This window comes from Devosia sp. J2-20, assembly GCF_055808475.1.
Map to the genome: position 1 here is coordinate 1,357,160 of NZ_CM147870.1, position 25,029 is coordinate 1,382,188.

Consider the following 25,029-nt stretch of genomic DNA (forward strand, 5'->3'; position numbering starts at 1 on the left):
GGCGCCAATTCTGTTTCTGGAGGGATCATCATGGCGCCGCTACTGCAAGCGACCGGCATCGGCAAGACGTATCCGGGTGGCGTTGTCGCCAATGACGGAGTCAATCTGACGGTTTCAGCTGGAGAGGTTCACGCCGTCGTGGGTGAAAACGGCGCCGGAAAATCGACCCTGATGAAAATCCTGTTCGGCATTGAGCGACCGGACGCCGGCGAACTCACCCTGGATGGCAAGCCGGTGAGCTTTGCCAATCCCCGCGACGCCATTGATGCGGGCATTGGCATGGTTTTCCAGCATTTCTCTCTGGTGCCCTCGTTCTCGGTCTATGAGAACGTCGTGCTGGGGTCCGAACCCCGATCCGGCGCCAGGTTCGACCGCAAGCGCGCCATCGAAGAGGTGCGTGCCCTGTCGAAGCGCTTCCGGCTCAAGGTTGATCCCCTGCCTGCCGTGGGGACGTTGCCCGTGGGACAACAACAACGCGTGGAAATCCTCAAGGCGCTATACCGCGACGCGCGCATTCTCATTCTCGACGAGCCCACAGCTGTTCTTGCCCCCCAAGAGGTCGAGGAACTGTTTATCGCTGTGCGTGAACTGGTCGCGCAGGGCCGGACCGTCATCTTCATAGCCCACAAGCTGCCGGAGGTTTTGGAAATCTCCGACCGCATCACCGTAATGCGTGCCGGCAGATCGGTGGGCGAAGTGGGGCGCAGTGAGATCACCGAGCAAGGCCTGGCCACCATGATGGTCGGCCGCGACGTGGCGCTTCGCGTTGATCGTGCGGCGACCGCTGGTGCGCTGGCCTGCGAAATCAAGGCGCTCTGGGTCAGGAGCGAGAGCGGCCAACCCTTGCTGGAAGACCTAGATCTGCGTGTTCATGCCGGCGAAATCGTTGGACTTGTTGGCGTAGAAGGGAACGGGCAGGCCGCACTGATCGACGCCATATCGGGCGCCGGGCCAATGTCCGCAGGTGTCGCCTATCTCAACGGCACCAGTCTGGGGCCGCTCAGCACGCTGGAACGGCGCGCGATCGGGGTAGCCAACATCCCCGAAGACCGAATTGCCCAAGGGCTTGCAGGCGGGGCCAGCGTCGCCGAAAATCTAGTGGCCACCAAGCTGGGGGACAGGCGATATGTCCGGCGCGGACTGCTCGATCTCAGGGCAATCAAGGCAAACGCCGAGGCGCTGATTGCGCGATATTCAGTGCGGGTCGGTGGCGCGGACCAGGTCGTTGCCACGCTGTCTGGGGGCAATATGCAGAAGGTCGTGGTTGCCCGCGAACTGTCGGAGCAGCCCAAGCTGCTGCTGGTCAGCCAGCCGACACGCGGTGTCGATCTGGGCGCCACCCAGTTTATCTGGCGCTCATTGACCGATGCGCGTGACGCGGGCGCCGCGGTACTGCTCAGTTCTGCTGACCTGACCGAACTGCTCGCCCTGTCCGACCGTCTGGTAGTGTTCTATCGCGGTAAGCTTGTCGCCGCCTTCCACAACGATGACACGCTGACCCCGGAGATCCTGGGCAGCTACATGCTGGGTCTTGCCGTGCAGACTCAGGAAGAAGTGATGGGAGCTCTCCGATGAGCACGACAGCAGTCCTTGCCCGGCAGTCTCGCTGGAGCACTTTCCGAAAGGAAACGCTGCGCGCTGTGACCGCGATCGCGGTGGCCCTGCTGGTCACCATCATCGTGGTTCTGCTCACCTCCAAGGCACCATTGGAGGCACTCAACACGCTGCTGACCGCTCCAGCTTCCAAGCCCCGCACTATCGGCCTGTGGTTCGATGACGTGGCCAAGCTCACAGTGACCGGGCTGGCCTTCTCCCTGGTATTTCAGGCCCGTCAATTTGCCTTGGGCGTTCAAGGACAGATCTATGTCGGTGCGCTCGCTTCGTCCTATGTGGCGCTCTCGCCCATTGGGCCCACCTTTGCAGCCATTCCGCTGGGCATTGCTGCGGCGATGCTTGCAGGTGCCGCCTGGGGATTCATCCCTGGCATTGCCAAGGCCAAATTGGGGGCCAATGAAATCGTCTCGTCGCTGATGCTGAACTATATCGCGATTGAGCTGTGCAATTTTCTGGTCCGCGTGCAACTGCGTGAGAGGCCAGGCGTCCTGACATCACTGAAATTTCCAGACGCCGCCGTTTTCCCACCCCTAATTCCAGGCACCCGCATCGATCTGGGCCTCATTCTGGCGCTTGTTGCGACGGTTCTCGTCTGGTTTGCGCTTTATCGCACGAGCTGGGGTCTCAAGCTCCGTCTTGTCGGTCACAATGCCCGCTTTGCGGAATATGCCGGCATCAAGTCTTCGCTGATCATGGTTTCGGCCATGACTGCTGCAGGTGCTCTTGGAGGCATGCTGGGGGCAATGTTCGTGCAGGGTCAGACCTATGGCAAAATCACCGTGCTGTTTGAGGGCGGTCTGGCCTTTGAGGGCATTCTTGTTGCCATCGTGGCCCGCAGCCGGCCACTGGCCGTGCCTGTTGTAGCGATCTTTTACGGCTATCTGCGCCAAGGTGCGCAACTGATGAACATTCGTACCGACGTGCCGGCGGAAGTGATCGGAGTTGTGACCGCCATCATCATCCTGCTGGTATCCTCCTCCTTCTCGGTGCCAGGCAAGAAATGGCTATCAGCGCAGTTTGGGCGCCGGGCGCAGCCGGCAGGCCTGTCAGCCGATGGAGCGGCCAAATGATCGAACTCTTCGCCACAATCATGTCGTCAGCCTTCTTTGTCACCGTCATTCGAACGACAACGCCGCTCCTGCTGGCAACATTGGGTGGATTGATTGCCGACCTTTCCGGTGCGCTCAACGTGGCGCTGGAAGGCCAGATGCTGGTGGGCTGCCTGACGGCCGTGATCGTATCGGTCTATGCGCCCTGGTATGTTGCGGTACTGGCCGGGCTTGCGGCGGGTGCAGTGCTGGGCCTGGTGATGGCAATCTTTGCGCTGCGGTTGAAAGCCGACATCATTCTAGTCGGGTTCGCGATCAACATCATGGCGGCGGGCGGCACCGTCTTTGCCCTAGCCATGGCGACCGGCGGCGACAAGGGTACATCTATCAATCTGGCCTCCAAGGCCATTCCGCCAGTCGATCTGTCGTTCCTGGGTGTCATCCCCGGTATCGGGCCAGTGCTGGTGTCACTATTGTCGGGGCACTCTGTATTGTCGTGGGTCGCCGCTTTCCTCGTCTTCGCCATCTGGTATTTTCTTTATCGCATGCCGTGGGGGCTGTGGCTGCGCGGGGTGGGGAATATCCCGCGGCGCCTGAAGCGGCCGGTATACCGGTCAATGCCGTGCGGGCCTGGAGCTTGGTGGTGTCGGGTGCACTGGCCGGCCTTGGCGGCGCCCAACTGGCCATGTTCAATTATGTCGGCTTCGCGCGTGACATGACGGCTGGTCGCGGCTTTATCGCCCTGGGTGCCGTGCTGCTGGGCGCTCGACATCCGGTCGGTGCCCTTTTGGCGGCCCTGCTGTTCGGAGCATTCGAAGGGCTTGCCGTAGTCATGCCTGGCCTGTTCGCCGATGCACCCGCCGAACTGATCCGCATGATCCCCTTCGTCGTGACCATTCTGGCACTGATGCTGTTCAGCTACCGCGCCCAGCGTGCCCTCAAGCTCAGAGGCGTGAAATCCGCATGAACGCGCAGATCTGCAACAGCAACCAGGCAGGTGAGGCCTATTGCGGTGCCTGAAGAACTGGATCGCAATCGGTGCCGCGGCATTTACGGCACGTTCTTTCAGGCGCCAACGGCCGGCGAACTGGCAGTGCTGGAGAACAGGCTGATCCTGGTCGATGAGGCCGGTGTGATCAGCGCGGTCCTCGCCGAGGATGATCCGGCGCAGGCCACGGCGATAGCTGCGCTTGGCGAGGCGCTTGTGCGGCTGCCCGAAGGGCAGTTTGGCCTGCCGGGCTTTGTCGATCTGCACATCCACGCGCCGCAATATTCCCAGCTTGGGCAGGCGCTGGACGCGCCGTTGGAGGTCTGGCTGCAAAAATACACCTTTCCACTCGAGGCCAGTTACGCAGACCTGGGGTTTGCCCGCCCGCGCTATGAAGCGCTGGTAGCAGACTTGCTGGCAATCGGGACCACCACGGCGCTGTATTTTGCGACGCAAGACCGCGCCGCAACTGAACTCCTCGCCGAGATCTGCATGGCCAAGGGCCAGCGCGCTCTGGTGGGCAAGGTCGTGATGGATGATCCGGCCGGATGTCCGGACTATTATCGCGACGAGTCAGCTGAAACCGCCATCGCCGAGACACGCGCAGTGATCGAGCATATCCGCACGCATCCCGCAAATGCTGACGGACGTGTCCTGCCGGTCATCACGCCACGTTTTATTCCGTCCTGCACCGATGCGGCCCTGGACGGCCTGGGAAAACTGGCAGTCGAATGCGACTGCCATATCCAGTCGCATTGCAGCGAAAGTGACTGGGCTCATGGCCATGTCCTTGAACGCTTTGGCCATACCGATGCCGAAGCCCTCGACCGATTTGGTTTGCTGACGCGCAAGACGGTTCTGGCCCATTCGAATTTTCTAACCGATGCTGACATGGATCGCCTTGCCGCGCGCGGCACGGCTGTTGCTCATTGTGCGCTGTCCAATGTCTACTTTGCGAACGCTGTATTCCCGTTGCGGCGGGCGCTCGAAAAGCATTTGCATGTTGGTCTGGGTACCGACATTTCAGGTGGTCCGAGCGCCTCAATGTTCGAGGCCTGTCGCACCACAGTGCAATCCTCGCGCTTGCTCGAAGATGGCGTGGACCCCACGCTATCGGCCGCAGAGCGGGGAACGGCGGGGTCGCGGATTGATCTGGTAACCGCCTTTCACCTGGCGACGGCGGGCGGTGGAATTGCGCTGGACCTGCCGATCGGCATCCTTGCGCCGGGCTATCGTCTCGATCTGATTGCTGTCGACGCCATGGCAGAGGAGGGTACTATCCGCCTGTTTGGCGAGACGCACCCTCAGGCCGTCTTCGAGAAAATTCTCTACTGTGCCAGCCGCGCCAATATTGTCGCTGTCTGGGTCGACGGCCAGCAGGTTTGCTGACCTGCCTCAGTCCGCGGGTATCCAGCGCTTTGTGTCAACCAGCTGCAGCCGCGGTGAGCGGAGCGGCGCCATGATCCGGTCGCGCCATGCAGCCAATGGCTCCTGCCAGCGCGTGCCCTGCAACATGGCAGCGGTTATGGCCACTGGCGCGAGGTCTGCGCGCTCCAGCAGGGTGAGGACCGCCGCCATTGAGGTGCCCGAGCTGATTACATCGTCCACTACTGCGATCCGCCGTCCCTCCAGCAAGGGCAGTGAGCGGGGATCGAGAAAGATGGTCTTTTGCTGTGTCGGGCTGGTGATGGAAGATATGGGCGCCGAAAGAGCGTCCTGATACCAGAACTTGCGCGATGTGCCCAAGGCAACCATGCGCGAATGGCCCAGACGCCGTGCGATATTGTTGGCCAGCGGCAGGCCCAGCGTTGGCACGCCGATAACAACATCGACTCCGATCCGCGTGAGCATGTCCGCCATGGCCTGCGACAGCGCGTCCTCGACTGCAAAGCTGGCCTGATTGACGATCAGCGAGGCAACTGCAGAACTTCCATCGCCGGGCAATATGCGGATGGGCAGCAGGATTTCCCGACCATCGGGCAGGGCGGCCGGAACGCCATCCACCCAGCCATCCGTGACTCCCCCAACATGTGTCCCTGGCGCATCAATTGTTTGCCAGAACTGATGGGGCGCGAGCGACATGAGAGGTTTCCTTGCTGGGGCGCGGCAAATGTTGGATGCTGCAGCAACGTTGATTTTCAAGAGCTTAGCAATCCATGCCCCACAAGGACAGTGATCCATTCGAACTCGATGCGATGATCGCGTTACGTCATGATCTGCACGCCCATCCCGAGCTTGGGTTCGAGGAAGTCCGGACCAGTGATATCGTCGCGCGCCAGTTGGCTGACGCGGGGATCGCGGTGGACCGGGGGCTGGGCAAGACCGGCATTGTCGGCACGATCAGCGTCGGCCATGGTGGCCGCACCATCGCGTTGCGCGCCGATATGGATGCCCTGGCCATGCCCGAACTGGGCGAGCCCAAGTACAAATCGACCGTGGCCAACACCATGCATGCCTGTGGCCATGACGGGCACACTGTGATGCTGCTTGCCGCCGCCCGTCATCTGGCGCGAACCAGACAGTTTTCGGGAACAGTGCACTTCATTTTCCAGCCTGCCGAAGAGGGGCGGGGAGGGGCCCGGGCAATGCTGGCTGATGGTTTCCTTGATCGTTTCCCGATTGATGCCGTCTATGGCTTGCATAATATGCCCGGACTGGCAACCGACGAGATGGCGGTGGTCGCGGGACCTCAACTGGCGTCCTCCGACAGCTGGGAGGTAGCGTTCCACGGGATTGGAACCCATGGCGCCAAACCCCATCTCGGTCGTGATGGCATGACGGCTGCGGCCCACTTCCTGACAGCGCTGCATACCATCGTGGCCCGCCGCGTCGACCCGCTGCAACCTGCCGTGGTCAGCGCCTGTGCCATCAGCGGCGGAGATTTCCGGGCGCTCAATGTCATTCCCGATGACGTGCGTATCGGGGGACGGCCCGTGCTTATTCTGCCGAGGTCCGCGATCAACTTGAGCTTGAGATCGGCCAATTGGCCGCGGGCATTGCTACCAGTTTCGGCATCACGGCGAGTTACAGTTTCAAGCGCCGAATAGCGCCTGTCATCAACGACCTCAAAGTGACCGAGACGGCCCTGGTAGCGGCCCGACAGGTGACCGGCAAGCCGGTGGTTACCGATTTTCCGCCCTCCACGGCAGGCGACGATTTTGCCGAGTTCGGCAATCTGGTGCCCGGTTGCTATGTCTGGCTCGGCAACGGGCCGGCAGTTGATGGCGCGCTGCACCACAATTCTCGCTATGATTTCAACGATGCGGCTATCCTGACCGGGGCCCGTTACTGGACTGCGCTGGTCGAAGCCGAATTGCGCTAGTCGAAGGCGCTTGCGAGCAGGGCCAGGGCGCTCTCGACATCCACCCGCATGGCGACATTGACGGGCGAGCCCGTCTCGCTCAGGCGCAGGGTGCCAGCATCGGCATCAAGGGCCAGATCAACGCCCAGACGGAACCGTTCTATCTCGAACAGGCCCGGTGCCACGGCCAGCAGCATCACGCAGGGATCATGCAGCGGTCGGCTTTGTCTGTCGTCCTGCAGGTAGGCCGTGATGAGATTGGCCGCAATATCGCCGGCCGGGGTGTGGCGCAGCGCTTTGACATAGGGACGGTCGGCCCGAACACGCCGTGTCACATCAAGTGGCACGATGGTTGTCTTGATGCCCGAGCGCAACACGGTCGAAACGGCTTCGGGGTCGAAGGCAAAGTTGAATTCCGCCATAGGACCTGCATTGCCTGGTTCATGGATCGTGCCACCCATAACGATGAGATGGCCAATGCGTTCGGCGGCTGCAGGATGATGTGTGACCAACTGCGCCAAGTTGGTCAGCGGGCCGAGCGCCAGAATGTCGATCGACCCGGACGGCGCGTCCGTCAGCGTCCTGGCAAGCCAGTCCACTGCGCCGCTTTGTGGGCTCATCAGGGCTTCGGGCAGCGTGACACCGCGCAGTCCATCATCGCCGTGAATGACACTGGCATCGATATTGTCACGCAGCATGGCAGTGGCCGCACCCGAGATAACCGGGATGTCGCTGCGCCCCATTGCCGTCAGCAGCGCGCCGGCATTGGCCGTTGTCCGTTCCAGACCGATGTTGCCGGCAAGGGTGGTGACCCCGATGACGTCGAACAGACCGCTGGCCAGTGCAAACAGGATCGCCACGGCATCGTCCAGGCCTGGATCGGTATCGATGATGACGCGTCTAGTCATAGAGGGGAGCAATCACCATTTCAGGCACCTTGACCAAACCCTTGTCGGTGATGCGGATTTCGGGAATGACCGACAGGGGGATCAGGTTGAACCCCATATAGGGAATAGTGCATCCCACCGCTGACCAAGCTGTCTTGAGCGCCTGATTTTCGGCAGCAACTTCGTGCACCCGCTTGTCCGAAAGAAGACCGGCAACCGGCAGGCCGACAAAGGCAATGACCTTGCCCTGCTGCACGACCACGATGCCGCCCTTGGCGGCCTCAATGGTATCAAGCGCGAGGGCCATGTCGGCCTCATTGCTGCCCGCAACAATAATGTTGTGGCTGTCGTGACCGACGCTGGAGCCGACGGCGCCATCCTTGATCCCGAAGTCGTGCAGCAGACCATGGGCCATGCCACCATCGGACTTGCCATGGCGCTCGATGACAGTGACAAAACTCAGGTTGTCGCGCTCGAGAATTGAGGCCCAGTCATTGGCCGGTGCGATGGCCACCTTGCGGTGCGGCAACACGATACCGGGCATTTCGATACCAATGGCATTGGCCACGACCGGGCCGCTTGGCAGGTCGGGCACCAGCTTGCGTCTCTTGGGCAGATGCACGGTGTTGTAGGCGGACGCTGGATAGCGATAACGCTGGTTCAATGTCTCTTCGAGCACCGGTGCAACCTTGCGGTCATCGACCATCAGTTCGCCGCCATACCAGGTGCTGATCGGTTTCATCTCGTCATCGAGCAAGACCAGATCGGCGCGGCGACCACCACCAAGCCCGCCAATTTCATCGCCAAGCCCAAACCGCGTCGCACCATGAAGGGAGCCCATGGCCCAGGCCTGTTCCGGTTTCATGCCGCAGCGAATGGCTTCGCGCACCACCCAGTCCAGCCCGAAATTCAGCAGGTCATCGGCATCACGATCATCGGTGCAGAGGCAAAACCGCTTGTGACTGGCGCCCAGTTCGGTAATCGGCTTGATGGCCTCCACGATCGAATTCCACGGCGTCGCCGGGTTGCCACCGCGCAGGAAGACCCAGATACCGGCGTCAATCAGGTCATCAGCGATCGCCCGGTCAATCGCCTCATGCGTGTCGGTGATACCAGCAGCAGCATAGGCCGACACCAGTTCGCGACCATAGATGTGTCCCGAAACGGGCCGGTTACGCTTGAGGGCTTCCGCGATGATGGCATGGCTGCGCGGATCGCCCATGGTCACGGGCACAAAATCCATCTTTTCGCCCAGAGCAAGCGCTTCGGGCCATTTGTCGAACAGGGCGCCAATCTTGGCAGGCGTCAGATCACCGCCGGCGGTTTCCAGCTCCGGCGAGGTTGCCGGTACGGTCGACGGCACCGTCAAGAAGATCGACAATGGCGCCATGCGGGCGTCTTCGAGCATGGCCTCGACGCCGGCGACGTCCATCACATTGCCGATTTCATGACTGTCACAGAAAATCGTCGTCGTGCCGTTGAGCAGGGCCGCTTCCGCATAGGCGCAGGCCGTTACCATCGAACTCTCGACATGAATGTGTGGATCGACCAGGCCCGGCGCGATAGTGCCGCCCTTGGCGTCATAAACACGCTTGGGGGCAGGGCCGCTTTTGTGAGCGCCTGCTGGCATCACCGCTGCGATGCGGCCATTGGCCACCCAGATTTCCCGCTCAGGCGCGATTCTGCTCCGAATAGGTCGAAAGCGTTCTTGCGCCCGTGATCACGAGATCAGCCGGTGCGCGCCCACTGGCAACGGCGGCCAGGTGGATCGTGCTCTCATGCAAGGGGGCAACAGAGAAACGGGTGATGGTCATGCTGGCGTCTCCGAGAAAGCCGACAGGATCCGGACCCAGGACCGGATGCCCTTGTGAAAGCTCGACAGGTCGTATTTTTCATTGGGGCTGTGGATGCGGTTGTCGAACCGTGCAAAGCCGACCAGCAGCGAATCCATGCCCAATCGCCGCTTGAACTCGCCCAGAATGGGGATTGATCCGCCGGTTCCGGCCAGTGCGGCTTCCCGCTCCCATTCGATCGAGAGCGCGTCCCTGGCCTTGTTCAGCAGCGTGCCATCAAGCGGCATGGCCTGGGCTGCGGCCGCGGCATAGGCCTTGAAGGTCACGCTGCAATCTGGCGGCAGCAGGCTTTCAACAAAGGCGCGGAACAGGCCGCGGATGCGGTCGGGGTCCTGACCGTCAACCAGCCGAAAGCTCAGCTTCGCGCTTGCCCGGGCGGGGATTACCGTCTTGAACCCGTCACCGGTATAGCCGCTCCAGACCCCATTGATCTCGCAGGTCGGTCGCGCCCACACCTGCTCCAACACGGATCGGCCCGCCTCACCGGCAGGTGCGGTCAGGCCGACATCGGCAAGAAATTTCTCGGCGTCGAAGGGTAGCGAGGCCCATTGCTCGCGCATCACCTCCGGCAATTCGGTGACGTCGTCATAAAAACCGGGAATACCGACGCTGCCATCATCGAGACGCAGCTTGCCGATGATCGTGCCCATCACCTGTGCCGCATTGCGCGCGGCACTGCCGAACATGCCAGAGTGCAAATCGCGATCGCCGCAGACGATCTCGAACTCCTCACTGACAAAGCCGCGCCACATGGTGGTGATGGCGGGGGTATCGTGGTCCCACATATCGGTGTCGCACACCAACATGATGTCGGCCCGCAATTCGTCGCCATACGCATCAAGGAAGGGCGCAAGGCTTGGACTGCCGGCTTCCTCCTCGCCCTCGAACAGCATCGATATCTGGATCGGCAAACTGCCGGTTACGTTTTTCCAAGCGCGACAGGCTTCGATGAAGGTCAGCAACTGGCCTTTGTCGTCCGAGGCGCCGCGACCCAGAATGTGAGTTTCCCCATCCGGTTGGGGTACCAGCTTGGGTTCGAAGGGCGGGTTGGTCCACAAGTCGAGCGGGTCGACCGGCTGCACATCGTAGTGACCATAAAACAGCACATGGGGCCCGGGCATGCCGGGGCCATGACCCACCACCATGGGGTGCCCCGTCGTATTGCGCACCGAGGCATCCATGCCCAGCGCGCTCAATTCGGCGGCCAACCAGTCGGCAGCGCGCCGGCAGTCGGGTGCAAAGGCCGCTTCGGTTGAAATCGAGGGGATGGCAATCAGCTCAAACAAGCGATCCAGACTGGCGTCCAGACTCGCATCGACATGGCTCAGAATGGCGTCCAGCTGGCTCACATCGGTTCTCCATCTATGCGCGTCATTTCGGCCTTGAAGGCCTGGGCAATCTGCATGGCGTCACGCAGGATTTTCTTGGGCTCGAGCGTTTGCACGGCGCCGTCACGCTTGAGCCAGCGACCTGCGACCATCACGTCGCGGACATCGCTGGGGCCGGCGGCAAATACCAGCACCGCGTATGGATCGTAGATGGGCTGCAGGCGGGGGGAAGCCAGACTGATGCGGATCAGATCTGCCTGTTTGCCTGGCTCAACAGAGCCGGTCTGCCGATCCAGACCCAGCACGCGCGCTCCCTCAATTGTCGCCATGCGAATGACATCGCCGGCGGGAAGCGGTTTGCGCGAGCCGGCCAGCAGTTTGGCGAACATGGAAACCGGCGCAAACTGGGCAAACAGGTCCAGCGTATTGCCGCTCATCGGCCCATCGGTGCCAATGCCAACCGGTATGCCGGCCCGGCGCATGGCTTCTACCGGGGCGATACCACGGCCCGCCTTGCCATTGGACCGTGGGTTGGTGGCTGCGCCGACCCCTGCCTGCACCATCATCGCGATGTCTTCATCGCTCAGATGTAGGCAGTGGGCGGCAATCAGACCCTGCTTGAGCAGTCCGGCCTGATGCACCACCGCGACGGAGGAGCAGCCGTGCTTTTCCCGCGCCCAGTCCACTTCAAGCTGGCTTTCGGCCAGATGGATCTGCACTGGCACCGTGGAATGCTCAGCGGACCATTGCGCGATGCGGGACATTGCGTCCAGGCCGGTGGAATAGGGAGCGTGAGGCGCAATCGACGCGCTCACCAGCGGATGGTCGGCAAAGGTCTCGGCCAGTTCCTCGGTCAGCGCAAAGCCGCGGTCAAAATCCTTGTGATCGGGCGCGTCAAAATCGGCGAGCGTTTGACCAACAATGGCGCGCAGACCCGATTGCGCGACGACGTGCCCCACTTCGGTTTCGAAATAATACATGTCAGCGACGCTGGTCACGCCGGCCTCGATCATCTCCAGAGCAGACAGCGCCGAGCCCACCCGAACCATTTCCGCGGTAACGAACTTGCGCTCCAGCGGCAGGATATAGCGATAGAGCCGGTCATCGACATCTTCGGCCAGACCGCGGAATACCGACATGCCCATGTGGCAGTGGGTATTGACCATGCCGGGCATGACAATGTCTCCGCCACAATCGACGAGTTCTGCGCCTGCGATTTGGGGTGCCGCGCCGGAGCCGACGGCCTTAATCATGTCGCCCTCGACATGCACCCAGCCATTGGCATGCTCGACCATGGCCGGGTCCATGGTCAGCACCCATGCATTGGTGAACAGCGTGCTCATTCCGGCGCGAGAATGGTGCATTGCTCGGGTACTGGCACCAGCTTTGCCGCGGCACCCGGTTCCAGCGGCCGGGTGAGTGGTCCATTGGCAAGCAGCGCGCCTGCCGGCGTGTCACACTGGTATTGATAGGCTCGACCCAGATAGGTGCGCAGCCCCAGTGTCGTGGGAATACCTGCTATGGCCGGATCATCTGACACCAGCAGCCCATCGGCACGGCAGGCCAGAACGAAGCTGTCAGGAATCACACCGAACTGCTCAGGCGACAGCGAGAGCGCCACGCCGCCGTCCGTTTCAGCGGTGATCCTGGCCCCGTCGCGCGACAGCACGCGCATGGGGATGAGGTTTTCGAAGCCCACAAAACGGGCGACGAAGGCATTGGCTGGTTTCTGGTAGAGCTGCTCAGGCGTATCGAGCTGCATGATCCGGCCCTGATGCATGATGGCGACGCGATCGGAAATCGAGAATGCCTCTTCCTGATCATGAGTGACATAGACCGAGGTGGTGCCATTGGCGCGCTGTAGCTTGCGGATTTCCACCCGCATATCAACGCGCAATTTGGCATCGAGATTGGACAGGGGCTCATCAAACATCAGCAGGGGCGGCTCGATGACAAGAGCGCGCGCCAGGGCAACCCGCTGCTTTTGACCGCCCGAAAGCGCTCCGGGCAGCCGCGCGGCCAGATGAGCCAATCCGACCCGATCCAGCATGGCGTCGACACGCCGGGTCCTTTCTGTCCCCGAGATGCCGCGCTGTTTCAGGCCGAACCCGACATTGTCAGCAACCGACAGATGCGGGAACAGCGCATAGTTCTGGAACACCAGGCCAATATCGCGCTGATGCGAGGGCAGCCGGGTCAGATCCCGGCCACCCAGCGTGATGTTGCCCGATGTGGGCTGCAAGAAGCCGGCGATGAGCCGTAGCGTGGTGGTCTTGCCGCAGCCGCTGGCGCCGAGCAGTGACACCAGTTCGCCTTCCGCAACGTCGAGCGACAGGTTCTCCAGCACCTGGGTGGTGCCGTAGTGAGCGGAGATGGACTGCAGTGAGAGTGCCTGGGTCATGAATTCTACTTGGCTAGGAATGTGAGGCCGAGCGTGCGCTCGACAATGGCCATAACGGCAACGGTAAGCAGCATCAGCAGCACCGAAACCGAGGCGACAGTGGGATCAAAAAACTGCTCCATATGCGCCAGCAGCTGGATCGGCAGCGTTGATAGTCCTGGCCCGGTCAGAAAGATCGAGATCGACACATCATTGATCGAGGTAATGAAGGCGAGGATGAACGCCGCGATGACGCCCGAGCGGACATTGGGCAGCAGGATTGTGAAGAAGGTCTTGAGCGGCGGGGAGCCAAGGCTGATCGCCGCTTCTTCTATCGAAAAATCGAAGGATGCCAGGGACGCGCTGATCACCCGCACGACATAGGGGAGAACCAGCAGGGAATGGCCAAACAGCAGGGCCAGATAGATCGGTGTATCAAGCTGCACCGCCAGGTTCTTGAGCAGCGAAAAGCCCAGCACAAGTTCCGGTACCAGCACCGGTAGAACGAACAGCGTCGACAACCAGCCGGGCAATTGTATGCGGTGTCGATTAAGTGCGTAGGCCGCCGGAATACCAATGATCAACGCGATCACGGTGGACAGCACAGCTGTCTGCAGGCTGGTTACCATCGTGCGTCGAAAGGCGCTAATGGCGAAAATGTTCTCGAACCAGTGCAGGGTTAGGCCCTGCGGCGGAAACGTCAGATAGCTGGTGTCGCTGAGGGCCGCACCAAACACGATGATCAGTGGGCCAACCAGAAAGATGAATACCAGCGTGGTCGCCGCAATCAGCAGGGGATGAATGTTCCGGGTCATCAGACAGCCATGGGGTTGAGGTGGCGGGCCAGCCGGGTCATCACCAGCACGATGGCGATCGTGATCACCACCATGACCGCGGCAATGGTAGAGGCCACGACCCAGTCAAAAGTGACCATGGCCTGCTGATACATCAGCGTGCCCATCATCATGACCTGTTCGCCGCCCAGCAATTGCGGTGTCGCATAGGAGGTAAAGCTGCCTGTGAACACCAGCACTGCGCCAACGATCAACCCTGGGACGGCGAGCGGCAAGGTCACCTGCATGAAGGTCGCTATCGGCTTGGCGCCGAGCGAGGATGATGCCTGAACCAGGTCCTCGGGAATGGATTCCAGCACACCCACCAGCGTCAGGATCATCAGCGGCACAAACAGATAGACCATGGCCACGATAACGGCGCCTTGCGTGTAGAGCATGGAGAAGGGTTCGCTGATCAGGCCCAGATTGAGCAGGGTCGAATTCAGAATTCCGTTTTTGCCCAGAATGATAAGCCAGGCAAAGGAACGGACCACAACGCCGGTCAGCAGCGGGAACACCGCCGCAACGATCAGAATGGATTTCAGCCAGCTCGGCGCGCGCGAGACCACATAGGCGGTCACGAAGCCGATCACCAGGGCAATGGCGGTCGTAATCAGCGAGATCTGGATCGTGCGTACCAACACCGTGCGGCGAAACCCGCTGCCAAAAAACGACACATAGGTAGCGAACGGACCGGCGGGCGTGGTGAATGTGGTTGCGATGGTCGCCAGGACCGGCAGCACAAGGAAAACCACGACCAGCGCGGTCGCGGGAGAGGCCAGTGTCCAGCCTGCGAAGCGTTTCATAAGGGGTAGCCTTGCGCCGAAGCGAGTAGGGGCGGGGTGGGCCTGACCACCCCGCGGAAGCGGTTTACATGCCGAAGATTTCGTTCCAGCGATCAACCCAGCCGCCCTTGGCAGCATTCATCTTGACGTAGTCCACGCGCTGCAGGCCAGCCACAACGTCGGCACCATAAGTCCACAGGGCAGCCTGTTCCGGCGTCAAGGTTACCGAAGTGTTCACCGGCGCATCGACACCCTGCTCGGCCAGCTGCTGCTGGATTTCAGGAGAAAGGATGAAGTTGATGAATTCATAGGCCAATTCGGGTTCAGCGGCGCCGACCGGAATGTTGACTGTGTTTAGGGTTGCGATCGAGCCTTCGGCGAGATCAGCCCAGACCACGGTGGGAACAGCCGCCTGGATCTGGGCCAGGGTGAAATCCTGCGCGATGGCGGCGCTGACTTCTCCGGTCGAGAACAGATTGATCATCTCCGAGCCGGTATTGTAATTCTTGACCACATTGGGCCGGAGCGCAGCAACGCTGTCGAATGCGGCATCGGCGTCAACAAAGGCATCAACGCCCACGTGATCGCCGGCCTTCATCACCACCATTGGGCCGGCCGTGGTTGTGATGCCGGGCAGTGACAGCGATGAGGCCAGGTCTTCGCGCCATAGATCGTCCCACGAGGTGATGGGCGCCGAGACCTTGCTGCTGTCATAGACAATGCCGACGCGGCCGATCGAATAGGCCGGGCCATAGCCGCCCTGTGGATCCTGGGCCAGTTCATAGCTGCCGGCCAGATTTGGCAATTTGGATGCGTCGATCTTCTGGAACAGCCCGGCTTCAATGCCCTGCTGGCTGTAGCTGTCGCTGAAATAGGCCACGTCAACGCCGCCGCCATTGCGAATTTGAATCTTGTTCAGGCGTTCGCCGTTGTTACCGGTTTCAAACACTACCTCGCAGCCGCACATCTCGCGGAAGGGCGCGACGATGATCGTTTCGAGCTTTTCGCCGTTGAAACCCCACCACGAAATCGTCAGCGTCTTGTCCTGCGCCATTGTTGGCGCGGCGGACAGCAGGGCGGCTGCGGAGACCGCCGCGGTGGTAATGAGGAACTTGTTCATTGACGGCATCCTTATGATTTTTTCCTAGGCGAAATCGGCGACACATCTGATATCAGACATTTCGGGAGCAAGCCTATTTTTTCAGCGATGTCGGTGCAAGCCTATTATTTGCGCTAACCTGCTGGTGAAGCGGTTTAGTGGTGCCTTTGAGAGGTGATACGGCTGTGCATTCATCGAATTTGTACCGTCATCACGTACCGGTATGACCGGCAGGGATGGGGCCCGAAACGGCCGGTCACCTCGCTTCGCACCAACCATGGCTCATCCCGTCATTGCCGTCCGAACGACGAACGAAGCGACCAGCGTTGCGCAATGTTTAGAAGACGAGCGGCTCATAAGTATTCAGTACGTTGCCTGAAGATGGCCATATCTGTGAGCTGACTAACCTTAGTGCTGCGGTCGGACGGGTCTCGAACATGGGGGTGCCTTCACCACCGATCAGCGGGAAAGTGGTCAACTGAAGCTCGTCAACCAGCCCTTGTGCTAGCAGATCCTGCCAAAGCAGCCGGCTTAGGATGATGAGGATGTCTCTTGTCTGAGTTTCCTTGAGTATCTTCAGTTCTGAGCTTGCCGCATGGCGGCTTATCACGCGCGTATTGGACCAAGGTTCGAGTTCGTCAACCGTTATCCGGTCCGACACTACCAGTTTGGGTTTGTTGGCGATGAGTTCGGCGTAGCGAAGGCGCGCGGGGTGGGCTCGGCGCTCGTCGGCACAGTTGTCCAATACGCCTTGTTACCAAGGAAGGCGGTGTGGCTCAAAAGCAAAAAGCCTGCGCTTTCCAAGATGTTTACGTTGTAGTCGTCAAACGCGTTGTCGCCGGCATAACTGGGATGTCGGAACTTGAATAGCGCCTCCAGGTCGTCATTTGGCCCGCTATAAAGTCCATCGATAGTGATGAAATTGCTGACTATTATCCGACCCATCCTGATGCTCTCCACGGTCGTATCTCAAGGTCCAAATTCGTTGTTCCGTTTCAGGGCGAGCCTAGAGGCCCAGTCGCGCTATACGGTACGGCGACGGAAGCATTGGCGTGCCCTAGGAAAACGCCATGACTGGCCGTACCTCCACCGCCCCCAGCCGAGCCATGGGGATGTTCTGGGCAACGTCCATTGCCGCGGATTCATCTGCCACATCAATCAGTATAAAGCCGCCTACCAGCTCTTTGCTTTCAGTAAACGGTCCGTCAGTGATGGAAATATTGTCGGCGCGCACGCGGACGGTACGAGCAGTATCGGGTCCCATCAGAGCTTCAGCATGAACGTAAAGGCCACGTTCCTTCAACTCTCGATCAAACGATTGGGAGTTCTCGTTCATGATGGTCCATTCCACCGGCGTCATGCTATCGGCCATGCTCTTGTCAATAATCACTAGGCACATGTATCGCATTTCATATCCCCTTCAGATGCTATGATCCAACAACGAACCACGCTGTGCATTTTCGACCGGGAGGCGGCTTTTTTTAGATTTTTTTGCGAAAGGCACGTTCGCTGAAAAGTTGGAGTACAGGCCGCAGCTAAGCCATTCCGGTTCAGTTAAAGCTTCGGGTGAAATATGCGATTTGGCTTGGACGTCCGCTGTCGCGATCGCATGGGCAGGAGCTGCTTGTCTGCGTTGCGAAGAAAGGCAGCAGCTGGACGCAGCGGCAATGCGGCTAAAGGTTGCTAGGCCCGAGAAGGAGCGGGAGCTTCTGTCACTGCGTGGTCTCCTGAAAAAATCGGCTGAAACCTTTTCGCTCGCTGCGAGTTAGAGGACCATATTTGGTCGCCTCTGCGGAGGCGGCCCCTTTAAGTATGGGGCAAAATCCGCCATGTCGGAAAATCGTTCAACGGCAGATTTAATTCGTGCGTTTCGCTGGTCCGGTACGCCCCTTGGTGATCCAGCGAACTGGCCCCAACCACTCAAAACTCTTGTGGAGTTGATGCTGGCATCGAACCAAGCGATGTTTATCGCCTGGGGGCCGCAACGGACGTTCCTATACAACGATGCCTATGCCCAGATACTGGCTTCAAAACATCCCGCCGCGCTGGGCCGAGATTTCCTTGATGCATGGGCCGAAATCCGGTCGGATTTGGTGCCTATCGTTGACCAAGCGTATCGCGGCGAGCCGGTTCATATGGAGGATATCGAACTCCAAATGAACCGGAAGGGGTTTCAAGAAGAAGCCCACTTCTCGTTCTCATATACGCCAATACGTGATGAGCAAGACCAGGTTGCCGGGTTCTTGTGTGCGTGTGTTGAGATCACGGACCAGGTGCTTGCCGACCGTCGTCGAGTAGCCGAAAATGATCGGCTTAGTCGCATGTTCTCCCAAGCACCGGGCTTTAGAGCCATGTTGAGTGGGCCAGAGCATCGTATCGTCATGACCAACCCTACCTATATGCAGTTGGTGGGTCATCGTGACGTCCTTGGAAAAACGGTCTCGGAGACTCTTCAGGACGCGGTTGCGCAGGGATATCTCGATCTGCTTGATCAAGTGTTCGCCCGCAACGAGGCCTATGAAACGCATGGCGCGAATTATCGAGTTCAGGCGTTTCCAGGTGGCGCCGTAGAAGATCGATACGTGGACTTTGTCTACCAGCCGGTGACGGACGGCGAAGGCAACGTGACCGGCATTTTTGTGGACGGGGTGGACGTTACGGACCGTGTCCTTAATGAGCGCCGACAGAAGTTCAGACTCCAATTGGAAGATCGGCTGCGCGGTCTCACCGAACCGGGTGCCATCGTTCAGGCGACTGTCGAATTGCTCGGCAAATACCTCGACGCCGATCGCGTAGGATACGGCGAGATAATTGGTGACAGGCTGGTTCGAACGACCGGATCTTACACCACCGATGGGATGACCCCTCTGACCGAGGACTACCTTCTCGACGAGTTTGGTTCCGCACGCATTGAAAGCCAGCGCCGCGGCGATATTGTCGTTATCCAGGACATTCAAGCAGATAGTACGAGCGCAGAACCTGTCTGGGCGGCCCTTGATACACGCGGGGTGGTATCAGTGCCTTTGGTACGCGATGGCAGATTTGTGGCCGCGCTCTATGTGAACACCCGCCTGCCTCGCCTGTGGTCACCTGACGATGTGTCTCTGATCCAAGAAGTAGCCAATCGGAGCTGGGATGCTGGACAACGTGCAATAGCAGAGATGGCTCTCCGCGACAGCGAAGTCCAATTTCGGCTGATGGCTAATGCTGTGCCCCAGATCGTCTGGATTACTGACGACGAAGGCCATGTCGAGTTCATGAATAAGCAGTGGTTTGACTATATTGGCCAACAGCTCGTTCCCCCTTCCTCAGATGCCTTGATTGAAACCTATGTGCATCCCGATGACCAGAAGGCTACCTTCGCGGTCCTTGCTGAAACTCGCCGTACGGGCGCGCCATTTTCAATAGAGCACCGTCTTCGCGGCGGCACTGGCCAGTATCGTTGGTTCCTCGCCCGCGGCGAACCTCACCTTGATGACGCCTCGGGCAAAGTGTTGCGATGGTTCGCATCATCGGTGGATATCCACGATCGAAAGTTGGCCGAAGAGGAATTGCGCAGATTTAACGAACAACTGGAGCAACGGGTCGCTGAGAGAACGGCGGAGCGTGATCGCCTTTGGACGCTGTCACAGGACATGTTCGCCCAAGCGAATCTAGAGGGCATGATGTCCGCTGTCAGCCCTGCGTGGACGAAGATTCTCGGTTGGTCTGAATCGGAACTCACCAGCCGACCCTATGCGACGTTCATGCACCACGAGGATATGGAGCCAACACTGGCCGCGTTGGCCAGCATGGGTGAATCTGGCCAACCGAAGCGATTTGAGAACCGGATCGCTACCAAGGATGGCGATTGGAAGTGGATCGAGTGGACTGTTGCGCCTGAGCCTGATGGTCAGAACTTTATCGCGGTTGGACGCGACTTAAGCGCTGCTAAAGTTCGAGAACAAGAACTTGCTAGCGCCCAAGAAGCTTTGCGCCAGGCGCAAAAAATGGAAGCCGTTGGTCAATTGACTGGCGGCCTTGCCCACGACTTCAATAATATCTTGGCGGGGATCAGCGGTAGCCTTGAGATGATGACGAGCAGGCTCGCTCAGGGCAGGGTTGGGGAACTCGACCGCTACATTGATGGTGCTTCTGTTGCAGCAAAACGCGCTGCGAACTTGACACAGCGACTGCTTGCCTTCTCACGACGTCAAACGCTTGAACCCAAGCCGGCAAACCTCAACAATCTGGTCGCGGGCATGCTTGAGTTGATCCACCGCAGCGTCGGTCCCGGCATTGAGGTCGAGGCGGTTAGCGGCACGGGTTTGTGGCCAACTTTCGTTGACGTGGGCCAGCTTGAGAACGCACTGCTTAATCTTTGCATCAACGCCCGTGATGCCATGCCCGAGGGCGGCAAACTCACCATCGAAACGGCCAATCGGTGGATGGATGAGACGAGTGCCAAACGTCACAACCTGGATGCTGGACAATACGTATCGCTGTGCGTCAGCGATACTGGCACCGGCATGACGCCTGATGTTGTCGACCGCGCCTTCGACCCATTTTACACCACGAAACCCATTGGAGAAGGTACTGGGCTCGGACTTTCAATGGTTTACGGATCTCGCAGGTCAATCCGGCGGTACGGCGCGAATCCATTCTGAGGTGGATAGGGGTACGACGCTGTGCCTCTACCTGCCGCGACACCTAGGGAATGCTGATCCGGTAGAACTTACCGAGCACCTTCCTGAGCCAACTCGAGCTGATGAGAATGAAACGGTACTGCTCGTCGACGACGAACCACTTATTCGCATGATCGCTGCCGAGGCCCTCCAGGAACTCGATTACACGGTTATCGAGGCCTACGACGGTGCGTCGGCGCTCAAAGTTCTTAATTCAACGCAGAAAATCGATTTGTTGATCACTGATGTTGGGCTTCCCGGTGGCATGAACGGTCGCCAGATCGCAGACGCAGCTCGCGAGAGCCGCCCGGAACTACGTGTCCTATTCGTCACCGGTTATGCGGAAAAAACAGTTCTGAACCACGGCCACCTTGAAACTGGCATGCAAATCCTGACCAAGCCATTTCAGATGGACCAACTCGGAAGGAAGGTCCGGGAGTTAATCGAACAGTAAAATTTCGCAAGGTCCCGCATTTGTTAGGCGGTTCTATCCACGCACTATCCTTATCTGGATTGCTTAACATGCTCAGAACAGCGACAACCGGATTCACACCGAGGTGCCAGTGACAATACTCCAGCGAAACAACATTTCTATCGACGGTTCAGGCGAACGTACGATTGTCTTTGCGCACGGGTTCGGTTGTGATCAGAATATGTGGCGTTTTGTTGAGCCGTCTTTCCGCGGCCAGTTTAGGACCGTGTTATTCGATCATGTGGGCGCCGGGCGTTCAGACCATTCGGCCTATGATCCGAAGAAGTACGCCACGCTCGGTGGCTATGCCGCGGATGTCGTCGAGATCGGTCGCGAACTGGGTTTGAAGGATGCAGTATTTGTCGGCCATTCGGTTAGCGCCATGATCGGCGCCCTCGCCCAAATTGAGGCCCCAGAATTGTTCTCTGACCTCGTTATGGTGGGGCCATCCCCGCGATACATTGACGACGCGGACTACACCGGCGGCTTCAGTGAAGCGCAGATCGAGGAACTTCTTGCATCACTTGCGGACAACCACATGGGGTGGTCTGCGGCGATGGCACCGGCGATCATGGGCAATCTCGAAAAGCCCGAGCTCAGCGAGGAGTTGACCAATAGTTTTTGTCGGACCGACCCAGAGATTGCCAAGCAGTTCGCGCGGGCGACTTTCACTTCGGATAATCGCGCTGACCTGCGAAACGTCACGGCGCGCACTCTGATTCTTCAATGCCGAGACGATATCATTGCTGCTGAAGAGGTCGGCGAATATGTTCACCGTGAAGTGGCCGGCAGCCAAATTGTCTATCTCGACGCGAGTGGTCACTGTCCCAACTTGAGTGCGCCCCAAGAGGTCATCAACGCGATGGACGCCTTTGTCTGATCAGTTGGTGCCCGAGGACCTTGAAGACCTTTATGAGAATGCGCCTTGCGGATATCTATCGCTTTCGCCAAAAGGCCGTATCGTCAAGTTCAATGGCACCTTTTGCCGATGGACCGGTCTGAGGCCCGAAGATCTGCTTGAGAAGCGGCTACGGGATCTGCTGAGTGTGTCCGGTGCCATATTCTATGAAACCCACTTCGCACCGCTGCTGCGAATGCAGGGCTTTTTCGATGAGGTTGCTCTCGACATTATCAAGGCAGATGGTGAGCTTTTGCCAGTGCTGGCAAACGCTGCAGAGAAGCGCACCGAAGCCGGCGACGTTTTGTTTACGCGGGTGACAGTTTTCCGAGCCCATGAGCGCCGGCGTTACGAACGCGAGCTGGTCAATGCTCAAGAAACCGAGCGGGCCGCCAGATTGCAGCTCGAGAAGGCCAATGCTGCGCTCCAGGCCGACGCCGAGTTGCGGGAGCAGTTTATTGCCGTGCTGGGTCATGACCTGAGGAATCCACTGGCGGCCGTCGATGCGGGACTAGGCCAGCTGCTAAAACGCGGCTTTTCGGAGCGCACGCCGACGATACTCCAACTCATGCAGCGCAGCGTGTCACGCATGAGTGGACTGATTGAAAACATCCTGGACCTCGCTCGGACGCAGCACGGCGACGGTATGGTGCTGCATATTGAACACGGGCGGCCTCTTGAGCCGACGCTAACCCAGGTCATTGACGAACAGCAGGCGGCTTGGCCGGAACGTGAGTTTTCTGTCGACATTCGCATCGACCACAACCCACCAGTCGATCATGTCCGATTGGCGCAACTCGTTTCAAACCTGCTTGGAAACGCAGTCACGCACGGCGCACGAGATCTGCCAATTCGAATCCAAGCGGCGGGTAATGAAGAGATACTGGAAGTATCCGTTTCAAACGGCGGCAAACCCATTCCACCGGAGATGATCGGAGAGCTATTTAAGCCCTTCCGCCGTGGGTCGGTGAAATCGAATGCCAAAGGTCTGGGCTTGGGGCTCTATATCGCCAATCAAATCGCTGAGGCGCACTGTGGGCGTATCGATGTCATGTCAGACGCGACAGAAACGCGATTCACCTTCTCGATGTCGACGATAGACCGCAGTTCCAATACGCGTGATTTAGACGACTAATTGAACTGGCAATTCCCCCCAGTTTTCCGGCGTTTTCTCCAAAATTAGTGTGCTCGCTTGAAAGGTCGCCCCATACTCTTGGGCTTGAACAAAGCGTCTGGGAAATTCGTTGAGGTTTAGAATGCGCATTCTTCGAAAGCGTTATCTTGGAGCGCTAGCACTCGTGCTCGTCGGCATCATTGGCGCATTTGCGGCGATCATACTGGTCCCGGAACCACATGAGTTATCAGGACCCGTCGACACTGAGATGGTCGTTGGGTCCGCAGAATTCGAGCGCGCCATGCTTGGGCTTCACGGAGGCAGTAGCGATGACGGAAATGCCGTCGAAACGCTCCAAAATGGTGACGAAATCTTTCCGGCAATGCTCCAAGCCATCGCGGGCGCTGAGCACTCAATCAACTTTGAAACCTACGTATATTGGAGCGGCTCGATAGGGACCCGTTTTGCTAAAGCGTTGGCCGAACGCGCAGCTGCTGGAGTTGAAGTAAACGTGCTGCTTGACTGGCAGGGTAGCGTCTCAATGGATTACGGTCTGATACAGTCGATGGTATTGGCAGGCGCCAGTGTCGAGCGGTTTCGTCCCGTCGAATGGTTCACATTGGATCGCCTGAATTCGCGAACTCACCGCAAACTGCTGGTCGTCGATGGGCGCATTGGGTTTATCGGAGGCGTGGGAGTTGCCGACGAGTGGCTTGGCGATGCTCGCAATCCAGAGGAATTCCGCGATCTTCACTACCGTGTTGAAGGCCCTATCGTGAGGGGCATGCAGGGGGCTTTCGCATTCAACTGGGTGGAGGCCACTGGTCTGGTGTTGCAGGGAGAGGAGCATTTCCCTGAGACTGCCCCTGCCGGAAATGTACTCGCGCAACTGGTCTATTCAACAACGGGCTCGCGCAACGTTATGCACACAATGCTCATGACTGCACTAGCTAGCGCTCAGGATCACATTCGAATTGGCACGGCCTATTTTGTGCCGGACGAGATTGCCATCGCTCAGCTGATCGCCGCCCGGCGTCGCGGTGTAATGATCGATATACTTATTCCTGGCGAGCACCATAACAAGGATGTTGTTCGGTCTGCGTCCAGACACTTCTGGGGGAGCTGCTCGAAGCGGGCGTCAATTTCTACGAATATGAACCCACGATGTATCACGCCAAGATAATCGTAATAGACGAAAGCTGGACCTCCATAGGATCTGCTAATTTCGACGAACGGTCGTTCCGGCTCAATGATGAGGCAAATCTCAACGTGTACAGCCACGAATTTGCCACCGAACAAATAGCCATTTTTGAACAAGATCTGGCGCGCTCATCGCAGGTCGCGCCCAAGGATTGGGCGGGCAGGCCTCTGCTGCAAAAGATCACAGACTGGATCGCCAGCACATTACGTGTGCAATTGTAGACGATGCGAGGTGTCCTCGTGCGGCCAAAATCAAGGATCAACGTCGATGCACTCGTTGTGATCTAAACGATATTATCCCGCATCAAGCGATGCTTGATCATGCCCTGACTGGTGCACATCCGGCGCGCTGGTTTGGCGCCACCCCGCTGCGTAAGGTCAGTGAGGTAGGTTTCGCGGAAACTGGGATCTTTATGTAGGGCAAAGCGGTAGCCATCGACACGATGCAATTGCGCAAACTTACCAGTCTTTCCAGAGGCGCCGTCGGCAGCGAACGAGAAGAGGAATTATCCTATGACCGACGACATTTGGCATTGTCGGGATGTCTGTTTACACCGCCGCTCT

Annotated in this window: 15 protein-coding genes and 5 pseudogenes; 9 read left to right on the top strand and 11 right to left on the bottom strand. The window is 59.0% G+C overall.

Translation table 11 applies throughout. The annotated features are described in order from the left end of the window. Positions 1–30 precede the first annotated feature (30 nt). The 4 genes and pseudogenes from AC0L37_RS06675 to guaD all read left to right on the top strand — a co-directional run bounded on the left by AC0L37_RS06675 (position 31) and on the right by guaD (position 5,040). Positions 31–1,575 (top strand): ABC transporter ATP-binding protein, encoded by a 1,545-nt coding sequence (locus tag AC0L37_RS06675; RefSeq protein WP_282221639.1) that lies wholly within the window; start codon positions 31–33, stop codon positions 1,573–1,575. Further along, on the top strand, positions 1,572–2,684 hold the full coding sequence (locus AC0L37_RS06680) for an ABC transporter permease (protein WP_282221638.1): 1,113 nt from the start codon (positions 1,572–1,574) through the stop codon (positions 2,682–2,684). Before AC0L37_RS06675 ends, AC0L37_RS06680 begins: the two co-directional genes overlap by 4 nt. Before the next feature lie 20 nt (positions 2,685–2,704). Beyond that, positions 2,705–3,630 (top strand): annotated as a pseudogene (locus tag AC0L37_RS06685) (ABC transporter permease). A gap of 45 nt (positions 3,631–3,675) precedes the next feature. Further along, on the top strand, positions 3,676–5,040 hold the full coding sequence (gene guaD, locus AC0L37_RS06690; RefSeq protein WP_282221635.1) for a guanine deaminase: 1,365 nt from the start codon (positions 3,676–3,678) through the stop codon (positions 5,038–5,040). A 6-nt stretch (positions 5,041–5,046) separates the two neighbouring features. Here guaD and AC0L37_RS06695 read toward each other — a convergent pair whose 3' ends face one another. After that, positions 5,047–5,733 (bottom strand): phosphoribosyltransferase, encoded by a 687-nt coding sequence (locus AC0L37_RS06695; RefSeq protein WP_282221634.1) that lies wholly within the window; start codon positions 5,731–5,733, stop codon positions 5,047–5,049. Between the two features lie 74 nt (positions 5,734–5,807). Here AC0L37_RS06695 and AC0L37_RS06700 point away from each other — a divergent pair. Next, positions 5,808–6,973, top strand: a pseudogene (locus tag AC0L37_RS06700) (M20 aminoacylase family protein). On the opposite strand, the gene AC0L37_RS06705 reads toward AC0L37_RS06700, so the two are convergent. The 10 genes and pseudogenes from AC0L37_RS06705 to AC0L37_RS06750 form a co-directional block, all read right to left on the bottom strand. Further along, entirely contained in the window at positions 6,970–7,860 is an 891-nt protein-coding gene (locus tag AC0L37_RS06705; protein WP_282221633.1) for a nucleoside hydrolase, read from the bottom strand. The pseudogene AC0L37_RS06700 and the gene AC0L37_RS06705 sit on opposite strands and share 4 nt — an antisense overlap. Further along, positions 7,853–9,653: pseudogene (locus AC0L37_RS06710) on the bottom strand (adenine deaminase). Before AC0L37_RS06710 ends, AC0L37_RS06705 begins: the two are co-directional and overlap by 8 nt. After that, positions 9,650–11,041: a M20/M25/M40 family metallo-hydrolase gene (locus AC0L37_RS06715; protein ID WP_282221632.1), complete on the bottom strand. Its 1,392-nt coding sequence runs from the start codon at positions 11,039–11,041 to the stop codon at positions 9,650–9,652. The pseudogene AC0L37_RS06710 and the gene AC0L37_RS06715 overlap by 4 nt, the downstream one beginning before the upstream one ends. After that, complete coding sequence (locus AC0L37_RS06720; protein ID WP_282221631.1) at positions 11,038–12,363, bottom strand: amidohydrolase family protein; 1,326 nt, start codon at positions 12,361–12,363, stop codon at positions 11,038–11,040. Before AC0L37_RS06720 ends, AC0L37_RS06715 begins: the two co-directional genes overlap by 4 nt. Next, on the bottom strand, positions 12,360–13,421 hold the full coding sequence (locus AC0L37_RS06725) for an ABC transporter ATP-binding protein (RefSeq protein ID WP_282221630.1): 1,062 nt from the start codon (positions 13,419–13,421) through the stop codon (positions 12,360–12,362). Before AC0L37_RS06725 ends, AC0L37_RS06720 begins: the two co-directional genes overlap by 4 nt. A gap of 5 nt (positions 13,422–13,426) precedes the next feature. Continuing rightward, positions 13,427–14,218 (bottom strand): ABC transporter permease, encoded by a 792-nt coding sequence (locus AC0L37_RS06730; RefSeq protein ID WP_427857082.1) that lies wholly within the window; start codon positions 14,216–14,218, stop codon positions 13,427–13,429. Continuing rightward, complete coding sequence (locus tag AC0L37_RS06735) at positions 14,215–15,039, bottom strand: ABC transporter permease (protein WP_282221629.1); 825 nt, start codon at positions 15,037–15,039, stop codon at positions 14,215–14,217. Before AC0L37_RS06735 ends, AC0L37_RS06730 begins: the two co-directional genes overlap by 4 nt. A gap of 64 nt (positions 15,040–15,103) precedes the next feature. After that, positions 15,104–16,138 carry an ABC transporter substrate-binding protein gene (locus tag AC0L37_RS06740; RefSeq protein ID WP_269368712.1) on the bottom strand — a complete coding sequence of 345 codons (1,035 nt, stop codon included), beginning with the start codon at positions 16,136–16,138 and terminating at the stop codon, positions 15,104–15,106. Between the two features lie 316 nt (positions 16,139–16,454). Next, positions 16,455–16,862, bottom strand: coding sequence for a dihydrofolate reductase family protein (locus tag AC0L37_RS06745; protein ID WP_282221628.1), 408 nt, complete (start codon positions 16,860–16,862; stop codon positions 16,455–16,457). 312 nt (positions 16,863–17,174) lie between these two features. After that, positions 17,175–17,489: a YciI family protein gene (locus tag AC0L37_RS06750; protein WP_473314743.1), complete on the bottom strand. Its 315-nt coding sequence runs from the start codon at positions 17,487–17,489 to the stop codon at positions 17,175–17,177. 457 nt (positions 17,490–17,946) lie between these two features. Between AC0L37_RS06750 and AC0L37_RS06755 the strand changes: the two are divergent. The 4 genes and pseudogenes from AC0L37_RS06755 (at position 17,947) to AC0L37_RS06770 (ending at position 24,687) form a co-directional block, all read left to right on the top strand. After that, a pseudogene (locus AC0L37_RS06755) lies at positions 17,947–21,235 on the top strand (PAS domain S-box protein). Between the two features lie 109 nt (positions 21,236–21,344). Beyond that, positions 21,345–22,133: an alpha/beta fold hydrolase gene (locus tag AC0L37_RS06760; protein WP_269368708.1), complete on the top strand. Its 789-nt coding sequence runs from the start codon at positions 21,345–21,347 to the stop codon at positions 22,131–22,133. Beyond that, positions 22,126–23,286: a PAS domain-containing sensor histidine kinase gene (locus tag AC0L37_RS06765; protein ID WP_282221625.1), complete on the top strand. Its 1,161-nt coding sequence runs from the start codon at positions 22,126–22,128 to the stop codon at positions 23,284–23,286. Before AC0L37_RS06760 ends, AC0L37_RS06765 begins: the two co-directional genes overlap by 8 nt. A 361-nt stretch (positions 23,287–23,647) precedes the next feature. Further along, a pseudogene (locus tag AC0L37_RS06770) lies at positions 23,648–24,687 on the top strand (phospholipase D-like domain-containing protein). The last annotated feature ends 342 nt before the right edge of the window (positions 24,688–25,029 follow it).